The following is a 21,765-nucleotide window of genomic DNA, read 5'->3' as shown; positions in this document are numbered from 1 at the left end:
CCGCTCGCGTGTCGGATCAGCTGGCGATCAGTGGAAGCTGTCGCCGCACGCGCAGCTGCCCTGCGCGTTCGGGTTGTCGATCGTGAAGCCCTGCTTCTGGATCGTGTCCTCGAAGTCGATCGTCGCACCGTCGAGGTACGGGACGCTCATCTTGTCGACGACGACCTCGACCCCGTCGAACTCGGCGGTGACGTCACCGTCGAGCATGCGCTCGTCGAAGTACAGCTGGTAGATCAGGCCCGAGCAGCCACCGGGCTGGACGGCGAGGCGCAGGCGCAGGTCGTCGCGGCCCTCCTGCTCGAGCAGGCTCGCCACCTTGCCGGCAGCGGCGTCGCTCAGGAGGACGCCGTGCGACGGGGTTCCGGTCGCCGGTGCTTCGGTGATGGTGTCGCTCATCGCGCGTCTCCCTCCGGGCGGTGCTGGTCACCGCGCCTGGCGTCGATTGTAAGCACCCTCAGCTGCGCGTCGCGAGCCTGGCGAGCAGGATCGTCTCGGACGCGATGGCACGGTGCAGGACACCGAGGTGCTGCGACTCGTTCGGGCTGTGCGCCCGGGTGTCCGGGTCCTCGACGCCGGTGACCAGGATCTGCGCCTCCGGGAACTCCGCGGCGAGGTCCGACACGAACGGGATCGACCCGCCGATGCCCTGCTCGACCGCCTCGGCGCCCCAGCCCTCACGCATCGCCGTGCGGGCCTCCTGGACGGCCCAGCCTGCGGTGTCGACGAGGAAGCCGTCGCCGCTGTCCGGCTCGGTGATCTCCATCCGCGCACCGAACGGGACGTGCTCGCGCAGGTGCCGTTCGACGGCCGCGGAGGCCTCGCGCGCGTCCTGTCCGGGGGCGACGCGGACGGACACGCGTGCGGAGACCGTGGGCAGCAAGGTGTTGGACGCGTTCGCGACACTCGGCACGTCCATGCCCGTCACCGTGATCGACGGCTGGAACCACATGCGCGACAGGACGGCGCCGGTACCGATCGGGCGCACTCCGGGGACCAGGGCGGCATCGGCGGCGAGCTCCTCGTCCGTGCGCGAGGGGACGTCGGCCTCGTACGAGGTCAGCCCGTCGACCGCGACCGACCCGTCGGCGTCGTGCAGCGAGGCGAGCAGCTTGACCATCGGGATCATCGCGTCCGGGGCCGCTCCCCCGAACATGCCGCTGTGACTGGCGTGCTCGAGCGTGGTCAGCGTGAGCTTGAAGGTGACGTTGCCGCGCAGCGAGACCGTGATCGACGGCACCTCGGTCGACCAGTTGTCGCTGTCCGCCACGACGATGACGTCGGCGGCGAGGTGCTCCTTCTGCTCGCGCAGGAACGTGCGGAACGAGCGGGAGCCGAACTCCTCCTCGCCCTCGACGAAGAGCACGATCCCAAGGTCGAGGTCGTCACCGAACTGGGCGTGCACGGCACGGAGCGACGCGATGTGCGTCATCACACCGGCCTTGTCGTCCGAGGCGCCGCGACCGTACAGGCGGTCACCGCGGAGCGTCGGCTCGAACGGCGGCGTCTCCCACAGGGCCTCGTCGCCCTGCGGCTGCACGTCGTGGTGCGCGTAGAGCATCACGGTCGGCTTCCCGTTCCGAGCCGGACGGACCGCGAGGACGGCCGGCTGACCGAGCTCGGACTCGGCGTCCGCCTCGGCGACGTCCGCGGTCGCCCCGGACACCGCCGAGCGCACGATGCGCACGTCGTCCGCCCCGAAGACCCCCGTGGACCGTGCGAGGTCGGCGACCGCCTCGGCACTCGCGCGCACGTTCGCCGGGTCGAAGGCCGACCAGGACACCGACGGCAGGCGCACCAGCGCGGACAGGTCGGCGATCGTCGTGGGCAGCGCCCCCTGCACGTGTTCGCGCAGGGCGTCGAGGAGCGCGGGGTCGGTCGCGGGGCTGTGCTGTTCGGTGTCGGTCATGCCCGGTAATCTAGAGGAGATCCCGCACGCACACCGCCGTTAGGAACGCACCGTGGCGAAGGCAGCCCCCAAGACCAACACGACCGTGAACCCGACCGAGGCCGAGCTCCTCGAGCAGGGCAAGGGCCGCCCCACGCCGTCCCGCCGCGAGCGAGAGGCAGCGAACCGCCGCCCCCTCGTCGGCAACACGCCGGTCGACAAGAAGGCCGCCCGCGCCCGTCTCAACTCGGAGCGCGAGCGCGCCCGGGTCGGCATGGCCAACGGCGAAGAGCGCTACCTGCCCGCGAAGGACCGCGGTGAGCAGCGACGCTTCGTCCGCGACTGGATCGACGCCCGCTGGAACGTCGGCGAGGTCATGATGCCCGTGCTCGTGCTGTTCCTGATCGTCGGGTTCGCGGCCGCGCAAACCGTCGTGGCGTCCTACTCGCTCCTGCTGGTGTGGGCGTTCGTGGCGCTGTTCATCATCGACTGCGTGGTGCTCTGGCTGTCGCTCCGCCGCAAGCTCACCACCAAGTTCGGCGAGTTCCAGCGCGGCACGTTCCTCTACATCCTCACGCGGGCGTGGCAGCTGCGCTTCCTGCGGCTGCCGAAGCCCCAGGTCCGGCGCGGGCAGTACCCCACGCTCTAGGCACACGCACACGACGAAGCGCCGCCCGGCCTGCCGGGCGGCGCTTCGTCGTTCCCACTCCCCACTCCCCCGCTCGTGCTTCGTGAGCAGGAATGGTCGGGTGGGCGCGGCGCACCCGACCACCGCTGCTCACGAAGCGGCCGTGGGCGCGCCCCCCACGACGGACGGGAGGCCCGTGGCGGTGTCGCCACGGGCCTCCCGTCCGTCGTGTGGTCGCGTCTACCGCGCAGCGCGACGCAGCCGACGACGCCGCAGGCGGTTGATGCGGGCGGCCCAGGTCGGTCCCTCGTAGAGGAAGGCGGTGTAGCCCTGCACGAGCGTGGCTCCGGCCTCGATGCGGTCCTGCACGTCCTGCTCCGTGGTCACCCCGCCGACGGCGATGACGCAGAAGTCCGCCGGCACGACGGAGCGGACGCGGCGCAGCACCTCGAGCGAGCGGGCGGCGACGGGCGCACCGGAGAGGCCCCCGGCACCCATCGCCTCGACGTCGGACGGGTCGGTGGTCAGGCCCTCGCGGGAGATCGTCGTGTTGTTCGCGATCACGCCGGACAGCCCGAGCTCGACCGCGAGGCCCGCGATCGCGTCGATCTGCTCGTCGGTCAGGTCCGGCGCGATCTTGACGAGCACCGGAGTTCGTCCGGCGGCATCGCGGACGGCGGACAGCAGCGGCCGGAGCTGGTCGAGTTCCTGCAGTCCGCGCAGCCCGGGCGTGTTCGGCGAGCTGACGTTGACCGCCAGGTAGTCGGCGAACGTCGCGAGGCGTCGCGTGGACTCGAGGTAGTCGTCGATGGCGTCTTCGACCGCGACGACCCGGCTCTTGCCGATGTTCACGCCGATGACGGGTCGACCCGGGTTGCGGCGGGCACGCTCGAGACGCCGCGCGGCCGCTGCGGCCCCGTGGTTGTTGAAGCCCATCCGGTTGATCAGGGCGCGGTCGCCGATCAGTCGGAACAGGCGCGGACGCTCGTTGCCGGGCTGCGGCTTGGCGGTGATGGTGCCGACCTCGACGTGGCCGAAACCGAGCAGGCCGAGACCGGCGATGCCGCGGGCGTCCTTGTCGAACCCGGCCGCGAGGCCGAAACGCGACGGGAAGTGGATGCCCATCGTGGTGACGCCGTCGGCCGCCGGGGGACGGCAGTAGCGCTCGACGACGCCGCTCAGGAACGGCACGCGCGGCAGCCCCGCGATGACGGCGAACGCCAGGTGGTGGGCGCGCTCCGGGTCCATGTTCGCGAACACGGAGCGGAACACGACGCGGTAGCCGCCACGCACGATGCGTTCGGCGATGCCGCTCACGCGCGGGTGCCGGACGGTGCGGACGACCCGGCGGCCGTGTCGGCCGCCCCGTGGTGGTCGCGACGGAGCTGGCCGATGGCGTCCTCGAAGTCCTCGAGCGAGTCGAACGCCTGGTAGACGCTCGCGAACCGCAGGTAGGCGACCTCGTCGAGCTCGCGCAGCGGCGCGAGGATCGCGAGGCCGATGTCGTTCGCGTCGATCTGGCTGGAGCCCGAGGACCGCACGGTCTCCTCGACGCGCTGCGCGAGCACGGCCAGGTCGCCGTCGGTGACCGGGCGTCCCTGGCATGCCTTGCGCACGCCGGAGACGATCTTGTCGCGGCTGAACGGCTCGGTGACGCCGTTGCGCTTCACGACGTTGAGCGATGCGGTCTCGGTCGTCGAGAACCGCCGACCGCAGTTGGGGCACTGGCGACGGCGACGGATGGAGGTTCCGTCGTCGCTCGTCCGTGAGTCGACGACGCGGGAGTCCGGATGGCGGCAGAAGGGGCAGAACATGTCGTTCCCCAGGCTATCGGTTCGTCCGCTCCGTCACCGCGGCCCCGTGCGCGGGGAGCTGCTCCTCGGTGGACAGCGCGACGATGTGCGGCGCGACCTCGGCCAGCGCCTCGGGCGTGTACCGGACGATCTGCTGGGGCCGCAGGAACGTCGATGCGGACAGCCCGGACCCGAAGCGGGCCTGGCCGCCGGTCGGCAGCACGTGGTTCGACCCGGCCAGGTAGTCCCCCAGGCTCACCGGTGTGTGCGGCCCGACGAACACCGCACCGGCGGCGTCGATCTCGGACAGCACGGCGTCGTCGTCGACCGTCTGGATCTCGAGGTGCTCCGGCCCGTACGCGTTGCTCACGGTCGCCGCGTCGGTCAGCGAGTCCACCAGGACGATCGCGGACTGCGGGCCGTCCAGGGCGGTCTGGAGGCGCGTGGCCGTCCCGAGCACCGCCGTGCGTTCCGGAATGGCGGCTTCCACCGCGTCGGCGAACGCCGCGGACGTCGTCACCAGGACGCTGCCGGCCTGCTCGTCGTGCTCGGCCTGGCTGATGAGGTCGGCGGCCACGAACCCGGCGTCGGCGGTGTCGTCCGCGATCACGAGGATCTCGGTCGCCCCCGCCTCGGAGTCGATGCCCACCACACCGCGCACCAGGCGCTTGGCTGCGGCGACGTAGTTGTTGCCCGGCCCGGTGACCAGGTCGACCGGCTCGAGGTCGATCTCGGCGACGCCGTACGCCAGCGCGCCGACGGCTCCGGCGCCGCCCATCGCGTAGACCTCGTCGACGCCGAGCAGCCCCGCCGCGGCGAGGATCGTCGGGTGCACCGCACCGCCGTGGTCGCGCTGCGGCGGCGACACCAGGGCGATCGAGGCAACGCCCGCGACCTGGGCCGCAACGACGTTCATCACGACGCTGGACGGGTAGACGGCCTTGCCACCGGGCACGTAGAGCCCGACGCGGCGCATCGGCTGCCAGCGCTGGTGGACCTCGGCGCCGTCGGCCAGGGTCGTCACGGCGGCGGCGGGGATCTGCGCGGCACTCGCGGCGCGGACGCGGCGGATGGCCTCGTCCAGTGCTTCGCGGAGCTCGGGGGTGAGTCCGGCCACTGCTGCGGCGATCTCGGCGGCGGGCACCCGCACGGTCGCGGGGGCCCCGCCGTCGAAGCGCTCGGCCTGGTCGTGCAGCGCCGCGGCACCACGGTGTCGGACGTCCTCGACGAGCTCGCGCGCGGCGTCGACCGCGTGCGACACGTCACCCGCGGCACGGGGCATGAGTCGGAGGAGTTCGGCACGGGCGGGGAGGCCGCCGCGGAGGTCGATTCGCTGCATCATCGGGGACGATCTTACCGAGGCCTCGTGGTCGCCGGCGGCTGTCCCCTCCGGCCGTGGTCCGTCGCTACACCAGGCAGCGCGGTCCGAGCAGGCTCTTCAGTTCGCCGAACAGGTCGGGCGTGAGGTTCACCGGGAAGGGCAGTTCGAAGGTGCGCGCGACGTCGTCCTTGAGCAGCTTCAGCCGGACCTCGGTGTCGCCCTGGTGGCGGCCGAGCACGGCGGCGAGTTCCGTCACCGTGGTCGTCGTGGCCTGGCGTTCGGGCAGGGACAGGGTGAGCGGGCCGGAGCCCATCGCGTCGCCGACGTTCGGCTGGAACATGCTCACCGCGTGCAGGGCCTTGCCGTCGTCGCGGACGTTGACGCGACCGCGCAGGACGACGATCGAGTCGGGGACCAGGGACGGGCCGAACTCCTGGTACGTCTTGCCCAGGAACATCACGCCGATCTGGCCGCCGAAGTCCTCGATGTCGACGATGCCGTACGGGTTGCCGCTCGTCTTCGCCACCCGGTGCTGCACGCTCGTCAGGAGGCCGGCGACGGTGACCGTCTCGCCCTCGATCGAGTCGTCGGCGGTCAGCAGGTCGGCGATGGTGATCGACTGGTGCTTCGCGAGTTCGATCTCGAGCCCGGCGAGCGGGTGGTCGGACACGTAGAGGCCGAGCATGTCCCGCTCGAACGCCAGTTTGTCGCGCTTGGACCACTCCGGGCGGTCCGGCACCTGGGACACCGCGGCGCTCGGGGCGTCTTCCGCGGCCTCGGCGAAGAGCGAGTCGAAGTCGAAGCCGACATTGCCGTGGGCCTCGTCGCGCTTGACCTTGACCGCGCCCTCGACGGCGCCCTCGTGGATCTCCACCAGGGCGCGCCGGGTGTCCCCGAACTCGTCGAAGGCACCCGCCTTGATGAGCGACTCGACCGTGCGCTTGTTCGCCGAGGAGATCGGGATCTTGCGCAGGAAGTCGTGGAAGGACTCGAAGGCGCCCTTCTCGGTCCGGGCCTTCACGATGTCGTCGACGACGTTGAACCCGACGTTGCGGATCGCGCCCATGCCGAAGCGGATGTCGTCACCGACGGCGGCGAAGAAGCCGATCGACTCGTTGACGTCCGGCGGCATGACCTTGATGCCCATGCGGCGGCACTCGTTGAGGTACAGGGCGAGCTTGTCGCGGGCGTCGCCGACCGAGGTCAGCAGGGCGGCCATGTACTCGGCCGGGTAGTGGGCCTTGAGGTACGCGGTCCAGAAGGACACCACGCCGTACGCCGCGGAGTGCGCCTTGTTGAACGCGTAGTCGGAGAACGGCAGCAGGATGTCCCACAGCGTCTTGATCGCCGCGTCGGAGTACCCGTTGTCCTTCATGCCCTGCTGGAAGCCCGCGTACTGCTTGTCGAGCTCGGACTTCTTCTTCTTGCCCATCGCGCGGCGGAGGATGTCCGCCTGGCCGAGGGAGAACCCGGCGACCTTCTGCGCGATGGCCATGACCTGCTCCTGGTAGATGATCAGGCCGTAGGTCGTGCCGATGATGTCCTTCAGGGGCTCTTCGAGCTCCGGGTGGATCGGCGTGATCGGCTGCTCGCCGTTCTTGCGCAGCGCGTAGTTCGTGTGCGAGTTCGCACCCATGGGGCCTGGACGGTACAGGGCGATGAGCGCGGAGATGTCCTCGAAGTTGTCGGGCTTCATCAGGCGCAGGAGCCCACGCATCGGCCCGCCGTCGAGCTGGAACACGCCGAGCGTGTCGCCGCGCTGCAGGAGCGCGTACGCCTCGGGGTCCTCGAGCCCCATGGTCTCGAGGTCGAGGTCGATCCCCCGGTTCGTCTTGATGTTCTCGAGGGCGTCACTGATGATCGTGAGGTTCCGGAGCCCCAGGAAGTCCATCTTGATCAGGCCGAGCGACTCCGCTGCCGGGTAGTCGAACTGCGTGACGATCTGGCCGTCCTGCTCCCGCTTCATGATCGGGATGATGTCGATGAGCGGGTCGCTCGACATGATGACGCCGGCCGCGTGCACGCCCCACTGGCGCTTCAGCCCCTCGAGCCCGAGCGCGGTGTCGAAGACGGTCTTCGCCTCGGGGTCCGTCTCGACCACGGTGCGGACGTCGACCGCTTCCTTGTAGCGCGGGTGGTCCTTGTCGAAGATCCCGGTGAGCGGGATGTCCTTGCCCATCACGGGCGGCGGCATCGCCTTGGTGAGCTTCTCGCCCATGCCGAACGGGAACCCGAGGACACGCGAGGAGTCCTTGAGCGCCTGCTTCGCCTTGATCGTGCCGTACGTGACGATCTGCGCGACGCGCTCCGACCCGTACTTCTCGGTGACGTACTTGATCGCCTCACCGCGGCGCCGGTCGTCGAAGTCGACGTCGAAGTCGGGCATCGAGACGCGGTCCGGGTTGAGGAACCGCTCGAAGATCAGGCCGTGCCGGATCGGGTCGAGGTCGGTGATGCGCATCGCGTACGCCACCATCGAGCCGGCACCGGAGCCACGCCCCGGACCGACGCGGATGCCGTTGTTCTTCGACCAGTTGATGAAGTCCGCGACCACGAGGAAGTAGCCGGGGAAGCCCATCTGGTTGATGATGCCGACCTCGTAGTCGGCACGGTCCTGGACCTCTTTCGAGACGCCGCCCGGGTACCGGTACTCCAGCCCCTTCGCGACCTCTTTCTCGAACCAGGAGTGCTCGGTCTCGCCCTCGGGCACCGGGAACTTCGGCATGTAGTTCGCCGAGGTGTCGAACTCGACGTTGCAGCGTTCCGCGATGAGCAGCGTGTTGTCGCAGGCCTCGAGGTTGTCGCGGAAGACGTGCCGCATCTGCGCCGGGGTCTTCAGGTAGAACTCGTCGGCGTCGAACTTGAAGCGGTTCGGGTCGTTCAGGGTCGAGCCGGACTGCACGCAGAGCAGGGCCGCGTGCGACTTGGCGTCGTGGGCGTGCGTGTAGTGCAGGTCGTTCGTGCCGACGAGCGGGATGTCGAGGTCCTTCGCCAGACGGATCAGGTCGCTCATGATCCGGCGTTCGATCTCGAGGCCGTGGTCCATGACCTCGGCGAAGTAGTTCTCCTTGCCGAAGATGTCGCGGTAGTCCGCCGCGGCCTGGACGGCTTCGTCGTACTGGCCGAGGCGCAGGCGCGTCTGGATCTCCCCCGAGGGGCAGCCCGTCGTGGCGATGATGCCCTCGTGGTACTCCTGCAGGAGCTCGATGTCCATGCGGGGCTTGAAGTAGTAGCCCTCGAGCGACGCCTTGGACGACAGCCGGAACAGGTTGTGCATGCCCGTCGTGTTCTCGGCGAACATCGTCATGTGCGTGTACGAGCCGGCGCCGGACACGTCGTCGCCACCGCCGTCGCCCCAGCGGACACGGGTCTTGTCCGAGCGGTGCGTGCGGGGCGTGATGTACGCCTCGGTCCCGATGATCGGTTTGACGCCGCCGGCCTTCGCGGCCTTCCAGAACTCGAACGCGCCGAACATGTTGCCGTGGTCGGTCACCGCCACGGCGGGCATGCCCTGCGCGGCGGTCTCCGCCACGAGGTCGGAGAGCCTGGCGGCACCGTCGAGCATCGAGTACTCGCTGTGCACGTGCAGGTGGACGAAGGAGTCGGAATCCGACACGGAACCTCCGGTTCGTACGGTCTGCTTCGGGGTGGGAACAGCCTAACCGCGGCCGCCCACATTCCCGCGCGCGTCGGGGCGGACGTCAGGCGCGGGGCGGGGCCGCACCGCGCCTCCAGGCTGGCAGCCGGTCGCGACACGCGCGCGGCGCGCCGCCGAGTGGGCAGGACACGCCGCATGCGAGCCGCGGCGGGTGCAGAAAGTGTCGCCTGGCGGCGCCGCAGCCGACAGTTCGTGCCCCCTCGGCCCAAGCGCCCGGGCGTGCCGGAGGCCAGGCGCGGGGCGGGGCCGCCCCGCGCCTCCAGGCCGGCAGCGGGTCGCGACACGCGCGGGGCGCGGCGCCGAGAGGGCAGGACACGCCGCATACGAGCCGCGGCGGGTGCAGAAAGTGTCACCTGGCGGGGCCGCAGCTGACAGTTCGTGCCCTCTCGGCGCAAGCGCCCGGGCGCGTCAGACGGACGCGCTCCGGATCTGCACGAGCGCGGCCTGCAGGTCGGCGGGGTACTGCGCCTCGAACGACACCCGCTCCCCCGTCCGCGGATGGGCGAAGCCCAGCCGGACGGCGTCGAGCCACTGGCGTGTCAGCCCGAGTTCGGCCGCGAGCACCGGGTCGGCGCCGTACATCGTGTCCCCGACGAGCGGGTGGCGTGTCGCCGCCATGTGTACGCGGATCTGGTGGGTGCGCCCGGTCTCCAGGTGCACCTCGAGCAGGGTCGCGGAGCGGAAGGCCTCGAGCGTCTCGTAGTGGGTGACGCTCGGCTTGCCCTCCGAGGTGACCGCGAACTTCCAGTCGCTCGACGGGTGCCGGCCGATCGGCGCGTCGATCGTGCCCGAGGTCGGGTCCGGGTGGCCCTGCGCGAGCGCGTGGTAGACCTTCTCGACCGTGCGCTCCTTGAACGCCCGCTTGAGGTGCGTGTACGCCAACTCGGTCTTCGCGACGACCATCAGGCCCGACGTGCCGACGTCGAGGCGGTGCACGATCCCGGCGCGTTCAGCGGCGCCGGAGGTCGCGATGGTGAAGCCGGCGGCGGCGAGGCCCCCGGGCACGGTCGGGCCGTCCCACCCCGGCGAGGGGTGCGCAGCGACTCCGACGGGCTTGTCCACCACGACGATGTCCTCGTCGTCGTGCACGATCGTCATGCCGGGAACGGATGCCGGCACGATGCGCGGCGGCTCCTTGGGCGTCCACTCGACCTCGAGCCAGGAATCGGCGTGCAGCCGGTCGGACTTCTCGACGGGCACACCGTCGACGCGGACACCACCTACGGCGACGACGTCGGCCGCGAACGACCGGCTGAACCCGAGGAGCTTCGCGATGGCGGCGTCGACGCGCTCACCGGCGAGCCCGTCGGGCACGGGAAGAGAACGCGATTCGCTCACGTGGCGTCGTGGCCCAGCGTGTCGCGACGGTCGCGGTCGTCCAGCCTGGAGGCGCGGGTCGGCTCGTCGAGAGCCGCATCAGTCGACGAGAACGCGGCCCCACCGTCGAGCGGCTCCGCCGCGTCGAGCTGCGCCTGGCGCTTGGCCGAGAGCGTGCGGGTGCCGTCGAGGTTCACGCCGAGGATCACCAGCAGCACGAAGACCACCATGCTGATGCAGATGAAGGAGTCGGCGACGTTGTAGATCGCCGGCATCATCCACGGCGTCGAGATGAAGTCCACGACGTGGCCACGGCCGAAGCCCGGCTCACGGAAGAGCCGGTCGAGCAGGTTGCCGAGCGCGCCGCCGAGCAGCATGCCGAGTACGATCGCCCACCACATCGACCGGATGCGACGCGAGTACACGATGATCGCGACGACGACCGCAGCCGAGATGACCGAGAACACCCAGGTCATGTTCACCGCGAACGAGAACGCGGCCCCCGGGTTCCGGACGTACAGGAACTGCAACGCCCCGCCGAGGACCGGGACGGGGGTGCCGTACGGCAGGTTCGCGACGACCAGAGTCTTGGCGACCTGGTCGAACGCCACCACCACGACAGCGGCGAAGGCCAGTGCCGCGATCGCGCGGACACTGACCTTCGCTCGTGATGCTGGTCGCGACAACGTCAGTTGCCGAAGCCCTGCGCCGAAGCCGGCGCCGGGGTGAGACCGGACTGCTCGCCCGAGGAGTCGAGCTCGGAGAGCTGCCCCTGGATGTAGCTCTTGAGCTGCGCACGGTAGTCGCGCTCGAAGGTCCGGAGCTCGTCGATCTTGCCCTCGAGCTGGCGCTGCTCCTGCTCGAGCACCGCGACACGCTGACGGTTCGTGTTCTCGGTGTCGGCGATGATCTGGCGCTGCTTCGCCTCGGTCTCGGAGACCAGGCGAGCCGCCTGGGCGGTGCCCTCGGCGATGAGCGCGTCGCGCTTCTCGATGCCCTCGCGGACGTGCTCCTCGTGGAGACGACGCGCCAGGGTCAGGAGGTTCGTGGTGCCCTCGGTGTCCTCGTCGGCGGGGACCGTCGTGGCCGGTGCCGCGGCGGCGACCGGAGCGGGCTCCGGTGCTGCCTCGACCGGGGCCGGCGTGGGCTCCGGCTCGGCCGCCGGAGCGGGCTGCTCGGCCTGCGCCGACTGCGGGGCCGACTCGGCCGCCTGCAGGCGCTGGCGGAGCTCGTCGTTCTCCGCGGTCAGGCGACGGAGCTCGACCACGACCTCGTCGAGGAAGTCGTCGACCTCGTCCTGGTCGTAGCCCTCGCGGAACTTCGTCGGCTGGAACCGCTTGTTGACTACGTCTTCCGGCGTCAAAGCCATTGCCGTCACCTCAATAGAACTGCTGAACGTGTGGAACCGCGTGCGGTGCGACCGAATCTACCAGTCGAGCCGTGCGGTGCGGATGCGCCGCCGGAGCGAGCATCGATCCCGACCACCGTACACCGACGATGGGGCGGAACCGTGACCACGCCCCTGGCGTGGCGCGTCGCGGATGGCCGCGACTAGCTGATGGTCCGGACGATCGACATCGCGATGATGACCACGAGCATCACGATCGTCCAGCCGAAGTCGAGCGCCACCGGGCCCAGACGGAGCGGCGGGAGGACCCGTCGGACCGCGCGGATGGGCGGATCGGTGACCGTGTAGACGAACTCGGACACCACGAGCATCCCCCCGCGCGGTCGCCAGGACCGGTTGAAGCTCTGCACGAGGTCGAGGGCGAACCGCCCCCACATCGTGAAGAAGTAGAGCAGGAGGAGGAAGTACAGGATCGTGAAGATCGCGGACACGATGGGGCTCGCTCGTCTCGGGCGAAGGCCGTGCTGCGACGGCCCTCACGGGCGGGTGGGCCGGTACGGCTCAGGACTGGGCGAAGAAGTTCGCCTCGATGTCGGACTCTACCTCAGCGGGCTCACCACTCACTGCGACGTGCGCCGGCGACAGGAGGAAGACCTTGTTCGTGACGCGCTCGATCTTGCCGTAGAGGCCGAGCGACAGCCCCGAGGCGAAGTCGATCATGCGGCGGGCGTCGCCCTCGGTCATCTGCGAGAGGTTGATGATGACGGGGATCCCGTCGCGGAAGCTCTCGGCGATGGACTGGGCGTCCTTGTACTCGCGCGGGTGGACGGTGAGGATCTCGTTCATTTCCTGGACCGGGGTCGCCTTCTGTGCGGTCGTGTGCGAGCGGCGGAGCGGAGTGACCTGGGCGCCGCGCTGGTGGGTGTGCGTCTTGGTGGGGGCCGGAGCCGCCGCGGGAGCGGCCGCCGGGGCTGCTGCCGCGGGAGCCTCCTGCGGTTCCGCAGGTGCCGGAGCAGCCGCTGCGGCCTGGCGAGCAGGGGCTGCCTGCTGGCGCGCGGGCTCGGCCTGCTGCTCGTCCTCGTAGTCGAGTTCCTCGTCGGCGAGGCCGAGGTAGACCATCGTCTTCTTCAGCGGGTTGGCCATGGTTCCTCCGGGGTTCGTGCTCGTGGTGCCCTGCAACGAGGCTAGGGTGCGAGCGGCCGGTTTCCCGTGATTGCGGTGCCGATCCGCAGGTGTGTCGCGCCCTCGAGGATCGCCTCGGCGTAGTCCCCGCTCATGCCGGCGGAGATGTCGGTGGCACCGGGCTCGAGCGCCACGACCCGTTCGGAGATCGAGCGGAGTCGGGCGAAGGCGGCTCGGGGCTCCTCGTCGAGGGGTGCGACGGCCATCACACCCCGCAGCCGGACGGTGCCGGTCTCGAGCACACGCACGGCCATCCCCTCGACGTCGTCGGGCTGTACACCGCCGCGTCCGGGGTCGTCGGTCAGGTTCACCTGCACGAACCCGTCGATGACCGGCGGCTCCGGCTCGGCCTCGGTCGGCGCGAAGGCATCCACCACGGAGGTCCGGTCGAGCGACTGCACGACGTGGGCGTACCGACGGGCCTGCCGGGCCTTCTTCGACTGCAGCTGCCCGACGAAGTGCCAGGTCAGGCCGAGGTCCGCCAGTTCGGCGGCCTTCGCCTGCGCCTCCTGGTGGCGGTTCTCCCCCACGTCCGTCACGCCGAGTGCGGCGAGCTCGCGCACGAGCGACGCCGGGTGGTACTTCGTGACGACGACGAGCGTGAGCTCGTCGGGTGAACGCCCTGCAGCGCGCGCCGCGTCGGCGATGCCGCTCCGGACGGACGCGACGCGCGCCTCCAGTCCGTCGTCGTGAGACGAGGCCTGGAGGCGCGTGTCGGCTACCAAGGGTGGGTTACTTCAGGAAGTCGGGGACGTCGAGCTCGTCGTCGTCGTCGAACGCCGGGTCAGCGGCGCGCTGCACCGGCGGCTGGTGCTCCTGCGAGGCCCAGGACGGGCTCGACGTGGTGGAGTCCTCGATCGCGCCGGTCGAGGCGGCGACGGGTGCCGCGGCGCTCGACTCCGGGTCGACGTAGCTCGAGCGACGTTCCTTCTGCTGCTGCGCCGGCTCGCCGCCGTCGAAGCCCGCGGCGATGACGGTCACGCGGACCTCGTCGCCCAGGGTGTCGTCGATGACCGCGCCGAAGATGATGTTCGCCTCGGGGTGCACGGCTTCCTGCACCAGACGCGCGGCGTCGTTGATCTCGAAGATGCCGAGGTTCGAGCCACCCTGGATCGACAGCAGCACGCCGTGCGCACCGTCGATCGAGGCCTCGAGCAGCGGCGACGCGACGGCCAGCTCGGCCGCCTTGATCGCACGGTCGGCTCCGCGGGACGAGCCGATGCCCATGAGTGCGGAACCGGCACCCTGCATGACGCTCTTCACGTCGGCGAAGTCGAGGTTGATCAGGCCCGGGGTCGTGATCAGGTCGGTGATGCCCTGCACACCGGCCAGGAGCACCTGGTCGGCCGTGGCGAAGGCCTCGACCATGGAGATGCCGCGGTCGCTGATCTCGAGCAGGCGGTCGTTCGGGACGACGATGAGCGTGTCGACCTCGTCCTTGAGGCCCGCGACGCCGTTCTCGGCCTGGGACTGGCGACGCTTGCCCTCGAAGCTGAAGGGCTTCGTGACGACGCCGATGGTCAGTGCGCCGATGGACTTCGCGATGCGCGCGACGACCGGTGCGCCGCCGGTGCCGGTGCCACCGCCCTCACCAGCGGTGACGAACACCATGTCGGCGCCGGCCAGTGCCTCTTCGATCTCCTCGGCGTGGTCCTCGGCGGCACGACGGCCGACCTCGGGGTCCGCGCCGGCACCGAGGCCACGGGTGATCTCGCGGCCGACATCGAGCTTGACGTCGGCGTCGCTGAGCAGCAGCGCCTGGGCGTCGGTGTTGATCGCGATGAACTCGACCCCACGGAGACCGAGCTCGATCATGCGGTTGACGGCGTTGACGCCGCCGCCGCCGACACCGACGACCTTGATGACGGCGAGGTAGTTGTGGTTCGTGGTCACGTCAGTCAGGCCTCCGGTAGAACCCTCAACCTCTACTTGAAGTTCAGGGGCAATGCTGGTAGATGTGGTGCTGGCTCCGACGCTACGGGTGCGTTCGGCGCAGTGTCGCCCCGCCACGCCGCGTGTCGCCGATCAGGTGGCGCAATTCGATCTCCGCCGCGGACACGCGTCAGTCCTTCGCGCGGATCACGCCGTTGTCCGGCGACGAGACGTCGTACTCGACCACGACGCCGGGGTTCCGCGCCCGGTGGTCCTTGACCAGCGCCGCGAGCAGCGCGGCCTTCGCGTCGGACTCGTCCGGGTTCCCCCACACGACGGTCGAACCGTCCTTCAGGGTCAGGGTCACGTCGTCCGCCGTCGAACCCGCGACCCGCGTCACCTGGGACCGCACGGTCGACGGCAGCGCCAGCACGACCTCGGTCATGGTGCGGAAGCTCGAGGACCCCAGGCGCGCACGGCCGATGTCGGCGAGCGGCATCGAGGCGGGCCGCTTCGGCGACGACTGCACGACGATGCCGGCCGGGTCGACCAGGTCGAACGTGCTGCCGGAGCGCACCGCGACGACCGGCGTGCGCTCGGTCACGGTGAGGACCAGCGTGTGCGGCGGCGCCTCTTCGGTCACGTAGCTCTCGATGAGCGGGAACCCGGCGACGTCACGCTTGATCGCGTCGAAGTCGAGCCGCGCGAGCGGAGTGCCGATCTGGTCGGACAGGGCCTGCCGCAGGGCCGCCTCGTCGACGCGGTTCGTGCCCTTCACCTCGATCGTGCGGAGCGCCATCAGCGGTGAGAACACCGCGACGAGGATCGAGACCCCGAGCACCAGGACGACGCTCGCCGCCGTGGTCCAGGCCGCACGCCGGTGCCGACTGCGCCGCGTGAAGCGGCGGACCTCGGCGCGCTCGAGCAACCGGCGTCGGCGCTTCGCGATCCGCGCCTCGCGCGCGGTTTCCGCCGCCCGCACCCGGGCGCCGATGGGCGCTTCCGCGTGGGGGTCCGGCCGGGAGGCCCCACCCGCGTCGAGCACGTCGGTCACCGTCGCGTCGTGGTCGGCTCCACCGCTCGTGGCGGCGCGTCGTTCCGCGTCGCGTCGGTCGGCCTCCGGGTCCCGGTGGTCCTCGTTCGGCGTGTACTCGCGGAGCCGGTCGGCGACGACGCCGAGCCCGGCACCGAACCGACGGCCGGCCGCACCGGCGAGGGCGCCGACGCGGTCACGGTGCGAACCGGAGGTGTCGGGGTCCGGCTGGTCGGCGGGGGTGGGCTCGACCGTCTCGTCGAGCGGAGCCTCCGGGGCGGACGCGGGACGGGCCTCCCGGTCGTCCGCGACCCGTCCGCGGAACGGCAGCCGCGGCTTCGAGGGACCACGACGCTGCCGGGGCGCTTCGGCACCCTCGGCCGGGACGTCCCTGCGGGCGTCCCCCTCGTCGAACCCCTCCGGGCGCTTCACCGGGACGACGCTCCGTCGGTGCCCAGGGCGCCGAGCACCTGCGGGATGATCCGGTACACGTCGCCGCAGCTGAGCGTCATGATGATGTCGCCGTCCCGGGCGACCGCGGCCGCGCGGGCCGCTGCCTCGTCCCAGTCCGGGAGGAACTCCACCCGCGACTGGTCGGCGAACCGCTCCTGCACCAGGGCGCCGGTCACGCCGGGCTCCGGGTCTTCACGGGCGCCGTACACGTCGAGCACGACCGTGTGGTCGGCGAGCTCCTCGTAGACCTTCGCGAAGTCGCCGGCCATCAGGCGGGTGCGCGAGTACAGGTGCGGCTGGTGGATGGCGATGATGCGGCCGTCACCGACGACGTTGCGGGCGGCCTTGAGCGCGGCGGCGACCTCGGTCGGGTGGTGTGCGTAGTCGTCGTAGACCGAGACCCCGCGCTCGACACCGTGCAGCTCGAAGCGGCGCTGGGTGCCGCCGAAGGCCTCGAGCCCGCGGATCGCGTCGGCGGGGGCAACCCCGAGACCGGTGAGGACCGCGAAGGCGCCGACCGCGTTGATCGCGTTGTGCCGTCCGGGCACGCGCAGGGTCAGGTGGTGCGCCTCGCCACCGGCGCGGAAGTCGACCTCGACGCCGGCGGACTCGGTGATCGACTCGATGCGGACGTCGGCGTCGACGGCCTCGCCGAACGTCACGATCTCCGGCGCGCCCGGGCGCTGGCGGATGCCGGCCGTGACCGTCTTCGCGCCGGCGTCGTCGCTCGAGATGACCACGCGCTCGCTCGCCTTCGCGGCGAAGTCGACGAAGGCCTCGGTGAAGGCCTCCTCGCTGCCGTAGTGGTCCAGGTGGTCGGCGTCGACGTTGGTGACCAGGGCCACGGCGACGTCGTAGAGCAGGAAGGAGCCGTCGGACTCGTCGGCCTCGACCACGAAGAGGTCGCTCGACCCCGGGGCCGAGCTGGTGCCGAGGGACTGGATGACGCCGCCGTTGACGAAGCTCGGGTCGAGGCCGAGCTCGACCATCGCGGTGACGATCATCCCGGTCGATGTGGTCTTGCCGTGCGCACCGGCGACCGCGACGAGGCGGTGCTCGGCGATCAGGGCGGCGAGGGCCTGCGAGCGGTGCAGGACCGGCAGGCCGCGGCGCTGCGCCTCGAGGAGCTCGGGGTTGTCCGGCCAGAGGGCGCTGGTGACGACGATCGTGTCGGCCTGCCCGACGTTCGCGGCGTCGTGCCCGATGCGCACCGTCGCGCCGAGGTCACGCATCGCCTCGGTGGTCGCGGTCTCGCGGGAGTCGCTGCCCGTGACGCGGTGCCCGGCGGCGAGGAACATCCGGGCGATGCCGCTCATGCCGGAGCCGCCGATCCCGACGAAGTGCACCGTGCCGAGGTCGTCCGGGATCGGCTGGGTCAGGTCCGGCTTGATGGTCATGGTTCCTCCGTGGTGCTGGCGCTGTCCGGGTCGGACCGCGCGGGTGCCGGCTTCGCGGCGTCGAGGACGAGGTCGGTCATCCGGTCGGCGCCGTCGCGGTGGCCGACGCTGCCCGAGCGCACGGTCATGTCCGCGATGCGGGACCGGTCCTGCAGGATCGTCAGCAGCTGGAACGTCACCCAGTCCTGGTCGAATTCCCCGTCGGCCACCAGGACGGCTCCCCCGGCGTCGACGACGTCCTTCGCGTTGTGGCGCTGCTCGCCGTTGCCGACGGGGTACGGCACGAGCACGCTCGGCAGCCCGACGGCCGTCAGTTCGCACACCATCCCGGCGCCGGAGCGGGAGACGACGAAGTCGCTCGCCGCGTACGCCAGGTCCATCCGGTCGCAGTACGGCAGCACGTGGTAGCCGTCGAGGTCGCTCGGACCGATGTCCGACGCGGCACCCACGACGTGCAGCACCTGCCAGCCGGCACCCACGATCGTGGCGGCGGACGTGTTGATGGTCCGGTTGATGCTCCGGGCTCCGGAGGACCCGCCGGTCACGAGCAGCACCGGACGGTCCGGGTCGAGCCCGAACTCGGCAAGGCCCTCGGCCCGGGAGGCACGGCGGTCGAGCGACTCGATCTCACGACGGAGCGGCATGCCGACGACGCGGCCGTGACGCAGACGCGTGTTCGAGAAGGTCAGCCCGACGTGCTCGGTGAGGAACGCTGCGAGGCGGTTCGCCAGCCCGGGCTTCGCGTTCTGCTCGTGCACGACGATCGGGGTGCCGGTGCGGCGCGCGGCGATGTACGCCGGGGCAGCCGCGTAGCCGCCGACGCCGAGCACCACCTCGATCTCGTGGTCGCGGATGATCTGCTCGGTCCGCTTGACGGCCGCGGCGAAGCGCTGCGGGAAGCGCAGGGCGGCGCCGTTCAGCTTGCGCGGGAAGGGCAGCCGCGGGATCGTCAGCAGCTCGTACCCGCGCATCGGGACGAGGCGGGACTCCAGGCCCTCGGCGGTGCCCAGCACGAGCACCTCGGCGTCGGGCTCGCGCTCGGTCAGCCGATCGGCGACGGCGAGCAGCGGGTTGACGTGACCGGCGGTGCCGCCGCCGGCGAAGAGGTACTTGCTCACCGCAGTGATCCGTTCGTGGAGGTCCGGCCGAGTGGGGCGTTCGTCAGGCCGGGGTCGTTCTTGCCGGGCAGGTCACGGGCGAAGGAGAGCACGACGCCGATCGCCACCAGGGTCATGATGAGGGCCGAACCACCGGCCGAGATGAGTGGGAGTGGGACGCCGAGCACCGGCAGCAGGCCCAGGACGACGGCGATGTTGATGAGCGCCTGCCCGATGATCCACGCCAGGACGCCACCGGTGACGGTCTTCACGAACGGGTCGCGGGACTGCCGGATGATCTTGATCATGCCGACGGCGAGCACCACGAACAGGCTGAGCACGACGACGGCGCCGATCAGACCGAGCTCCTCGCCGATGATGGCGAAGATGTAGTCGTTGTCCGCCTCGGGCAACCACGACCACTTGGCCTTCGAGTTGCCGAGGCCGACGCCGAACACGCCGCCGGACGCGAGCGCCCACATGCCGTGGACGGGCTGCCAGCAGATGTCCTGGTACTGGCTCGTGTCGGTGCAGCCGGACAACCAGGCGCTGATGCGGGTGGAGCGCGAGGCCGAGGCCATCGTCACGAACGGCAGCAGCACGGCGAACGCGGCGAGGCCGACGAGCAGGTGCCGGGCGCGGACACCGCCGATGTACAGCGCACCGAACACCAGGATGAGCATGACCATCGCGGTGCCCTGGTCGCCACCGAGGACGACGAGCCCGAGCGACAGCATCGAGGCGATCCCGATCGGGATGAACACCTCTTTCCAGTCGTCGAGCTTGTCCCGCTTGACGTAGATGATCGCGCCGATGCCGAGCACCAGGCCGAGCTTCACGACCTCGGACGGCTGCGCGGTGAACGAACCGAGCTCGATCCAGTTCCGGTTGCCCTGGATGTCGATGCCGAGCGGGGTGAACACGAGCAGCTGCAGCACGAGCGCAGCGCCGAGCAGCCGCATGGCCCACTTGCGCCAGATCCGGGTCGGGACCCGGCTGGCGACGAGCATGAGCGGCACGCCGAGCACGGCGTACAGGCCCTGGCGGGACGCCGCCCCGAAGAAGTCGTGGGTCGCCGCGTACTCCTCGACGCTCGACGAGGACAGCACCATCACGACGCCGAAGACGACGAGGAACAGCGTGACGCCGAGGATCGTGTAGAAGGTGCTCGACTCCGCGACGAAGACGTTCTTGACGGCGACGATCGCGCCGTTCGTCCGTCGTGGGGTCGACGCGGTCCGGCCGTTACGGCTGTTCGGAAGATCCGTCGGTGTCGTCGCCATCGACTTCTCCTCCCAGGTGCTCGTTGACCGCGGCCGCGAAACGCTGCCCCCGGTCGGCGTAGGAGCCGAACTGGTCGAACGACGCCGCCGCCGGGGCGAGGAGGACGGTGTCGCCCGGCCTCGCGACCGATGCGGCATGCCGGATCGCCTCGCGCATGACCTGATCAGTGTCCGTCGTCTCCACCTGGAGCACCGGGACCGTGGACGCGTGTCGCGCGAATGCCTCGAGGACCGGGGTCCGGTCGGTGCCGATCACCACGACGGCGCGGACACCGGGGCCGAAGCGCTCGACCAGACCGTCGATGTCCACGCCCTTGAACAGGCCGCCGACGATCCACACGACGGTGTCGAAGGACGCCAGGGACGCGGTGGCGGCGTGCGGGTTCGTGGCCTTGGAGTCGTCCACCCACGCGATGCCGTCCGCCTGGGCCACGAGCTCGGTGCGGTGGTGGTCGGCGCGGAAGGCTCGGACGGCCGACTGGATCGCGCTCGGCTGGACGGTGCCGGCTCGGGCGAGGGCGGCGGCGGCGAGCACGTTCATGGTCATGTGCGGGCTGGCGAGCCCGGCCGCCTCGAGGTCGGCGATCGTCGACAGCTCGAGTGCGCTGTTGCGTCGGTCCTCGGTGAAGGCCCGGTCGCACAGGACGTCCTCGACGATGCCGACGTCGCCGGGGGCGGGGACGCCGGGGGTGAAGCCGACCGCGCGGCAGCCCTCCACCACGTCGGCCTCCTGCACCATCTGCCGGGTGACCTCGTCCGAGGTGTTGTACACGCACGCCATCACGGTGCGCTCGTAGACCTTGGCCTTCGCGGCGCGGTACGCCTCGGCGGAACCGTGCCACTCGAGGTGGTCGTCGGCGATGTTCAGGCAGGCGCTCGCGAGCGGCACGACGGCGCCGTCGCCGGACGTCGCCGCGTAGTGCAGCTGGTGACTCGACAGCTCGACGACGAGCACGTCGTACCCGATCGGGTCGCGGACGACGTCGAGCACCGGCACGCCGATGTTCCCGCACGCGACGGCGCGCAGGCCGCCGGCCTCGTACATGGCGGTCGTGAGCTGGGTCGTGGTGGTCTTGCCGTTCGTGCCCGTGATCGTGATCCACGGCGCGGCGGCCGGTCCGCGGACGACCTTGTCGCGCACACGCCAGGCGAGCTCGATGTCGCCCCAGACGGTGCTGTTCGCCACCGACCACCGCACGGTCGGGTTGTGCGGGGGCAGGCCGGGCGACACGATCACGACGTCCGGTGCCTGCGCGACGAGCACGTCCGGCACGGTGTCGAGCGGCGTCTGCAGGAACCGGGCACCGATCACGTCGAGCAGCTCGACGCTGTCGGCGGGGGCGTCGGACGAGTAGACCGTCACCTCGCTGCCGAGTTCCACGAGCGTGTCGGCGACCGAGAACCCGGTGGCACCGAGGCCGAGGACGGCGACGTTGAGCCCCTTCCACCCCTCGGAGTACCAGCTGTCGAGGGACTGGAGGCGGGACGGCGAGGACAC

At 70.8% G+C, this 21,765-nt stretch carries 19 protein-coding genes; 1 reads left to right on the top strand and 18 read right to left on the bottom strand.

Annotated features, from left to right (window positions below; genetic code table 11):
* Positions 1–27: 27 nt before the first annotated feature.
* Entirely contained in the window at positions 28–396 is a 369-nt protein-coding gene (locus KK087_RS14925) for a HesB/IscA family protein (protein ID WP_214530843.1), read from the bottom strand.
* 58 nt (positions 397–454) lie between these two features.
* Entirely contained in the window at positions 455–1,906 is a 1,452-nt protein-coding gene (locus tag KK087_RS14920) for a dipeptidase (RefSeq protein WP_214544922.1), read from the bottom strand.
* A gap of 52 nt (positions 1,907–1,958) precedes the next feature.
* On the opposite strand from KK087_RS14920, the gene KK087_RS14915 reads away from it, so the two are divergent.
* Complete coding sequence (locus tag KK087_RS14915; RefSeq protein WP_307860090.1) at positions 1,959–2,534, top strand: DUF3043 domain-containing protein; 576 nt, start codon at positions 1,959–1,961, stop codon at positions 2,532–2,534.
* A 219-nt stretch (positions 2,535–2,753) separates the two neighbouring features.
* Here the strand turns inward: KK087_RS14915 and KK087_RS14910 are convergent, their stop codons facing one another.
* From KK087_RS14910 to murD, 16 genes are all read right to left on the bottom strand, one after another.
* Positions 2,754–3,830: a quinone-dependent dihydroorotate dehydrogenase gene (locus KK087_RS14910; RefSeq protein WP_214530839.1), complete on the bottom strand. Its 1,077-nt coding sequence runs from the start codon at positions 3,828–3,830 to the stop codon at positions 2,754–2,756.
* Positions 3,827–4,327, bottom strand: coding sequence for a transcriptional regulator NrdR (gene nrdR / locus KK087_RS14905; RefSeq protein ID WP_110892765.1), 501 nt, complete (start codon positions 4,325–4,327; stop codon positions 3,827–3,829). Before nrdR ends, KK087_RS14910 begins: the two co-directional genes overlap by 4 nt.
* A 13-nt stretch (positions 4,328–4,340) precedes the next feature.
* Complete coding sequence (gene hisD / locus KK087_RS14900) at positions 4,341–5,648, bottom strand: histidinol dehydrogenase (RefSeq protein ID WP_214566343.1); 1,308 nt, start codon at positions 5,646–5,648, stop codon at positions 4,341–4,343.
* A 64-nt stretch (positions 5,649–5,712) separates the two neighbouring features.
* Positions 5,713–9,192, bottom strand: coding sequence for a DNA polymerase III subunit alpha (gene dnaE / locus KK087_RS14895; protein WP_250893310.1), 3,480 nt, complete (start codon positions 9,190–9,192; stop codon positions 5,713–5,715).
* 501 nt (positions 9,193–9,693) lie between these two features.
* A complete protein-coding gene (locus KK087_RS14890; protein ID WP_307860088.1) occupies positions 9,694–10,623 on the bottom strand; it encodes an RluA family pseudouridine synthase in 930 nt (309 codons plus the stop codon).
* Positions 10,620–11,288: a signal peptidase II gene (gene lspA / locus KK087_RS14885; RefSeq protein ID WP_250893303.1), complete on the bottom strand. Its 669-nt coding sequence runs from the start codon at positions 11,286–11,288 to the stop codon at positions 10,620–10,622. The genes KK087_RS14890 and lspA overlap by 4 nt, the downstream gene beginning before the upstream one ends.
* A 2-nt stretch (positions 11,289–11,290) precedes the next feature.
* Positions 11,291–11,971, bottom strand: a complete 681-nt coding sequence (locus KK087_RS14880) for a DivIVA domain-containing protein (protein ID WP_214566341.1) — start codon at positions 11,969–11,971, stop codon at positions 11,291–11,293.
* A gap of 182 nt (positions 11,972–12,153) precedes the next feature.
* Positions 12,154–12,444, bottom strand: coding sequence for a YggT family protein (locus KK087_RS14875; RefSeq protein WP_214566349.1), 291 nt, complete (start codon positions 12,442–12,444; stop codon positions 12,154–12,156).
* Positions 12,445–12,511: 67 nt separating this feature from the next.
* Complete coding sequence (locus KK087_RS14870) at positions 12,512–13,093, bottom strand: cell division protein SepF (RefSeq protein ID WP_214530832.1); 582 nt, start codon at positions 13,091–13,093, stop codon at positions 12,512–12,514.
* Between the two features lie 41 nt (positions 13,094–13,134).
* Positions 13,135–13,857, bottom strand: a complete 723-nt coding sequence (locus KK087_RS14865; RefSeq protein ID WP_214566339.1) for a YggS family pyridoxal phosphate-dependent enzyme — start codon at positions 13,855–13,857, stop codon at positions 13,135–13,137.
* A gap of 7 nt (positions 13,858–13,864) precedes the next feature.
* Positions 13,865–15,025: a cell division protein FtsZ gene (ftsZ, locus tag KK087_RS14860; protein ID WP_027465251.1), complete on the bottom strand. Its 1,161-nt coding sequence runs from the start codon at positions 15,023–15,025 to the stop codon at positions 13,865–13,867.
* A 169-nt stretch (positions 15,026–15,194) separates the two neighbouring features.
* Positions 15,195–16,469 carry a cell division protein FtsQ/DivIB gene (locus tag KK087_RS17975; RefSeq protein WP_214544924.1) on the bottom strand — a complete coding sequence of 425 codons (1,275 nt, stop codon included), beginning with the start codon at positions 16,467–16,469 and terminating at the stop codon, positions 15,195–15,197.
* Positions 16,466–17,887 carry a UDP-N-acetylmuramate--L-alanine ligase gene (gene murC / locus KK087_RS14850; RefSeq protein ID WP_214566337.1) on the bottom strand — a complete coding sequence of 474 codons (1,422 nt, stop codon included), beginning with the start codon at positions 17,885–17,887 and terminating at the stop codon, positions 16,466–16,468. The genes KK087_RS17975 and murC overlap by 4 nt, the downstream gene beginning before the upstream one ends.
* The gene (locus tag KK087_RS14845) at positions 17,884–19,005 is read right to left on the bottom strand and encodes a UDP-N-acetylglucosamine--N-acetylmuramyl-(pentapeptide) pyrophosphoryl-undecaprenol N-acetylglucosamine transferase (protein ID WP_214566335.1); all 1,122 of its coding nucleotides are present in this window, start codon (positions 19,003–19,005) and stop codon (positions 17,884–17,886) included. The genes murC and KK087_RS14845 overlap by 4 nt, the downstream gene beginning before the upstream one ends.
* On the bottom strand, positions 19,002–20,267 hold the full coding sequence (gene ftsW, locus KK087_RS14840) for a putative lipid II flippase FtsW (RefSeq protein WP_214530822.1): 1,266 nt from the start codon (positions 20,265–20,267) through the stop codon (positions 19,002–19,004). Before ftsW ends, KK087_RS14845 begins: the two co-directional genes overlap by 4 nt.
* Positions 20,230–21,765, bottom strand: coding sequence for a UDP-N-acetylmuramoyl-L-alanine--D-glutamate ligase (gene murD / locus KK087_RS14835; RefSeq protein ID WP_214566333.1), 1,536 nt, complete (start codon positions 21,763–21,765; stop codon positions 20,230–20,232). The genes ftsW and murD overlap by 38 nt, the downstream gene beginning before the upstream one ends.

It is taken from the genome of Curtobacterium aurantiacum (assembly GCF_018598555.1).
In the GTDB taxonomy this organism is placed as follows: domain Bacteria; phylum Actinomycetota; class Actinomycetes; order Actinomycetales; family Microbacteriaceae; genus Curtobacterium; species Curtobacterium aurantiacum.
This window is presented reverse-complemented; position numbering and strand designations above follow the sequence as displayed.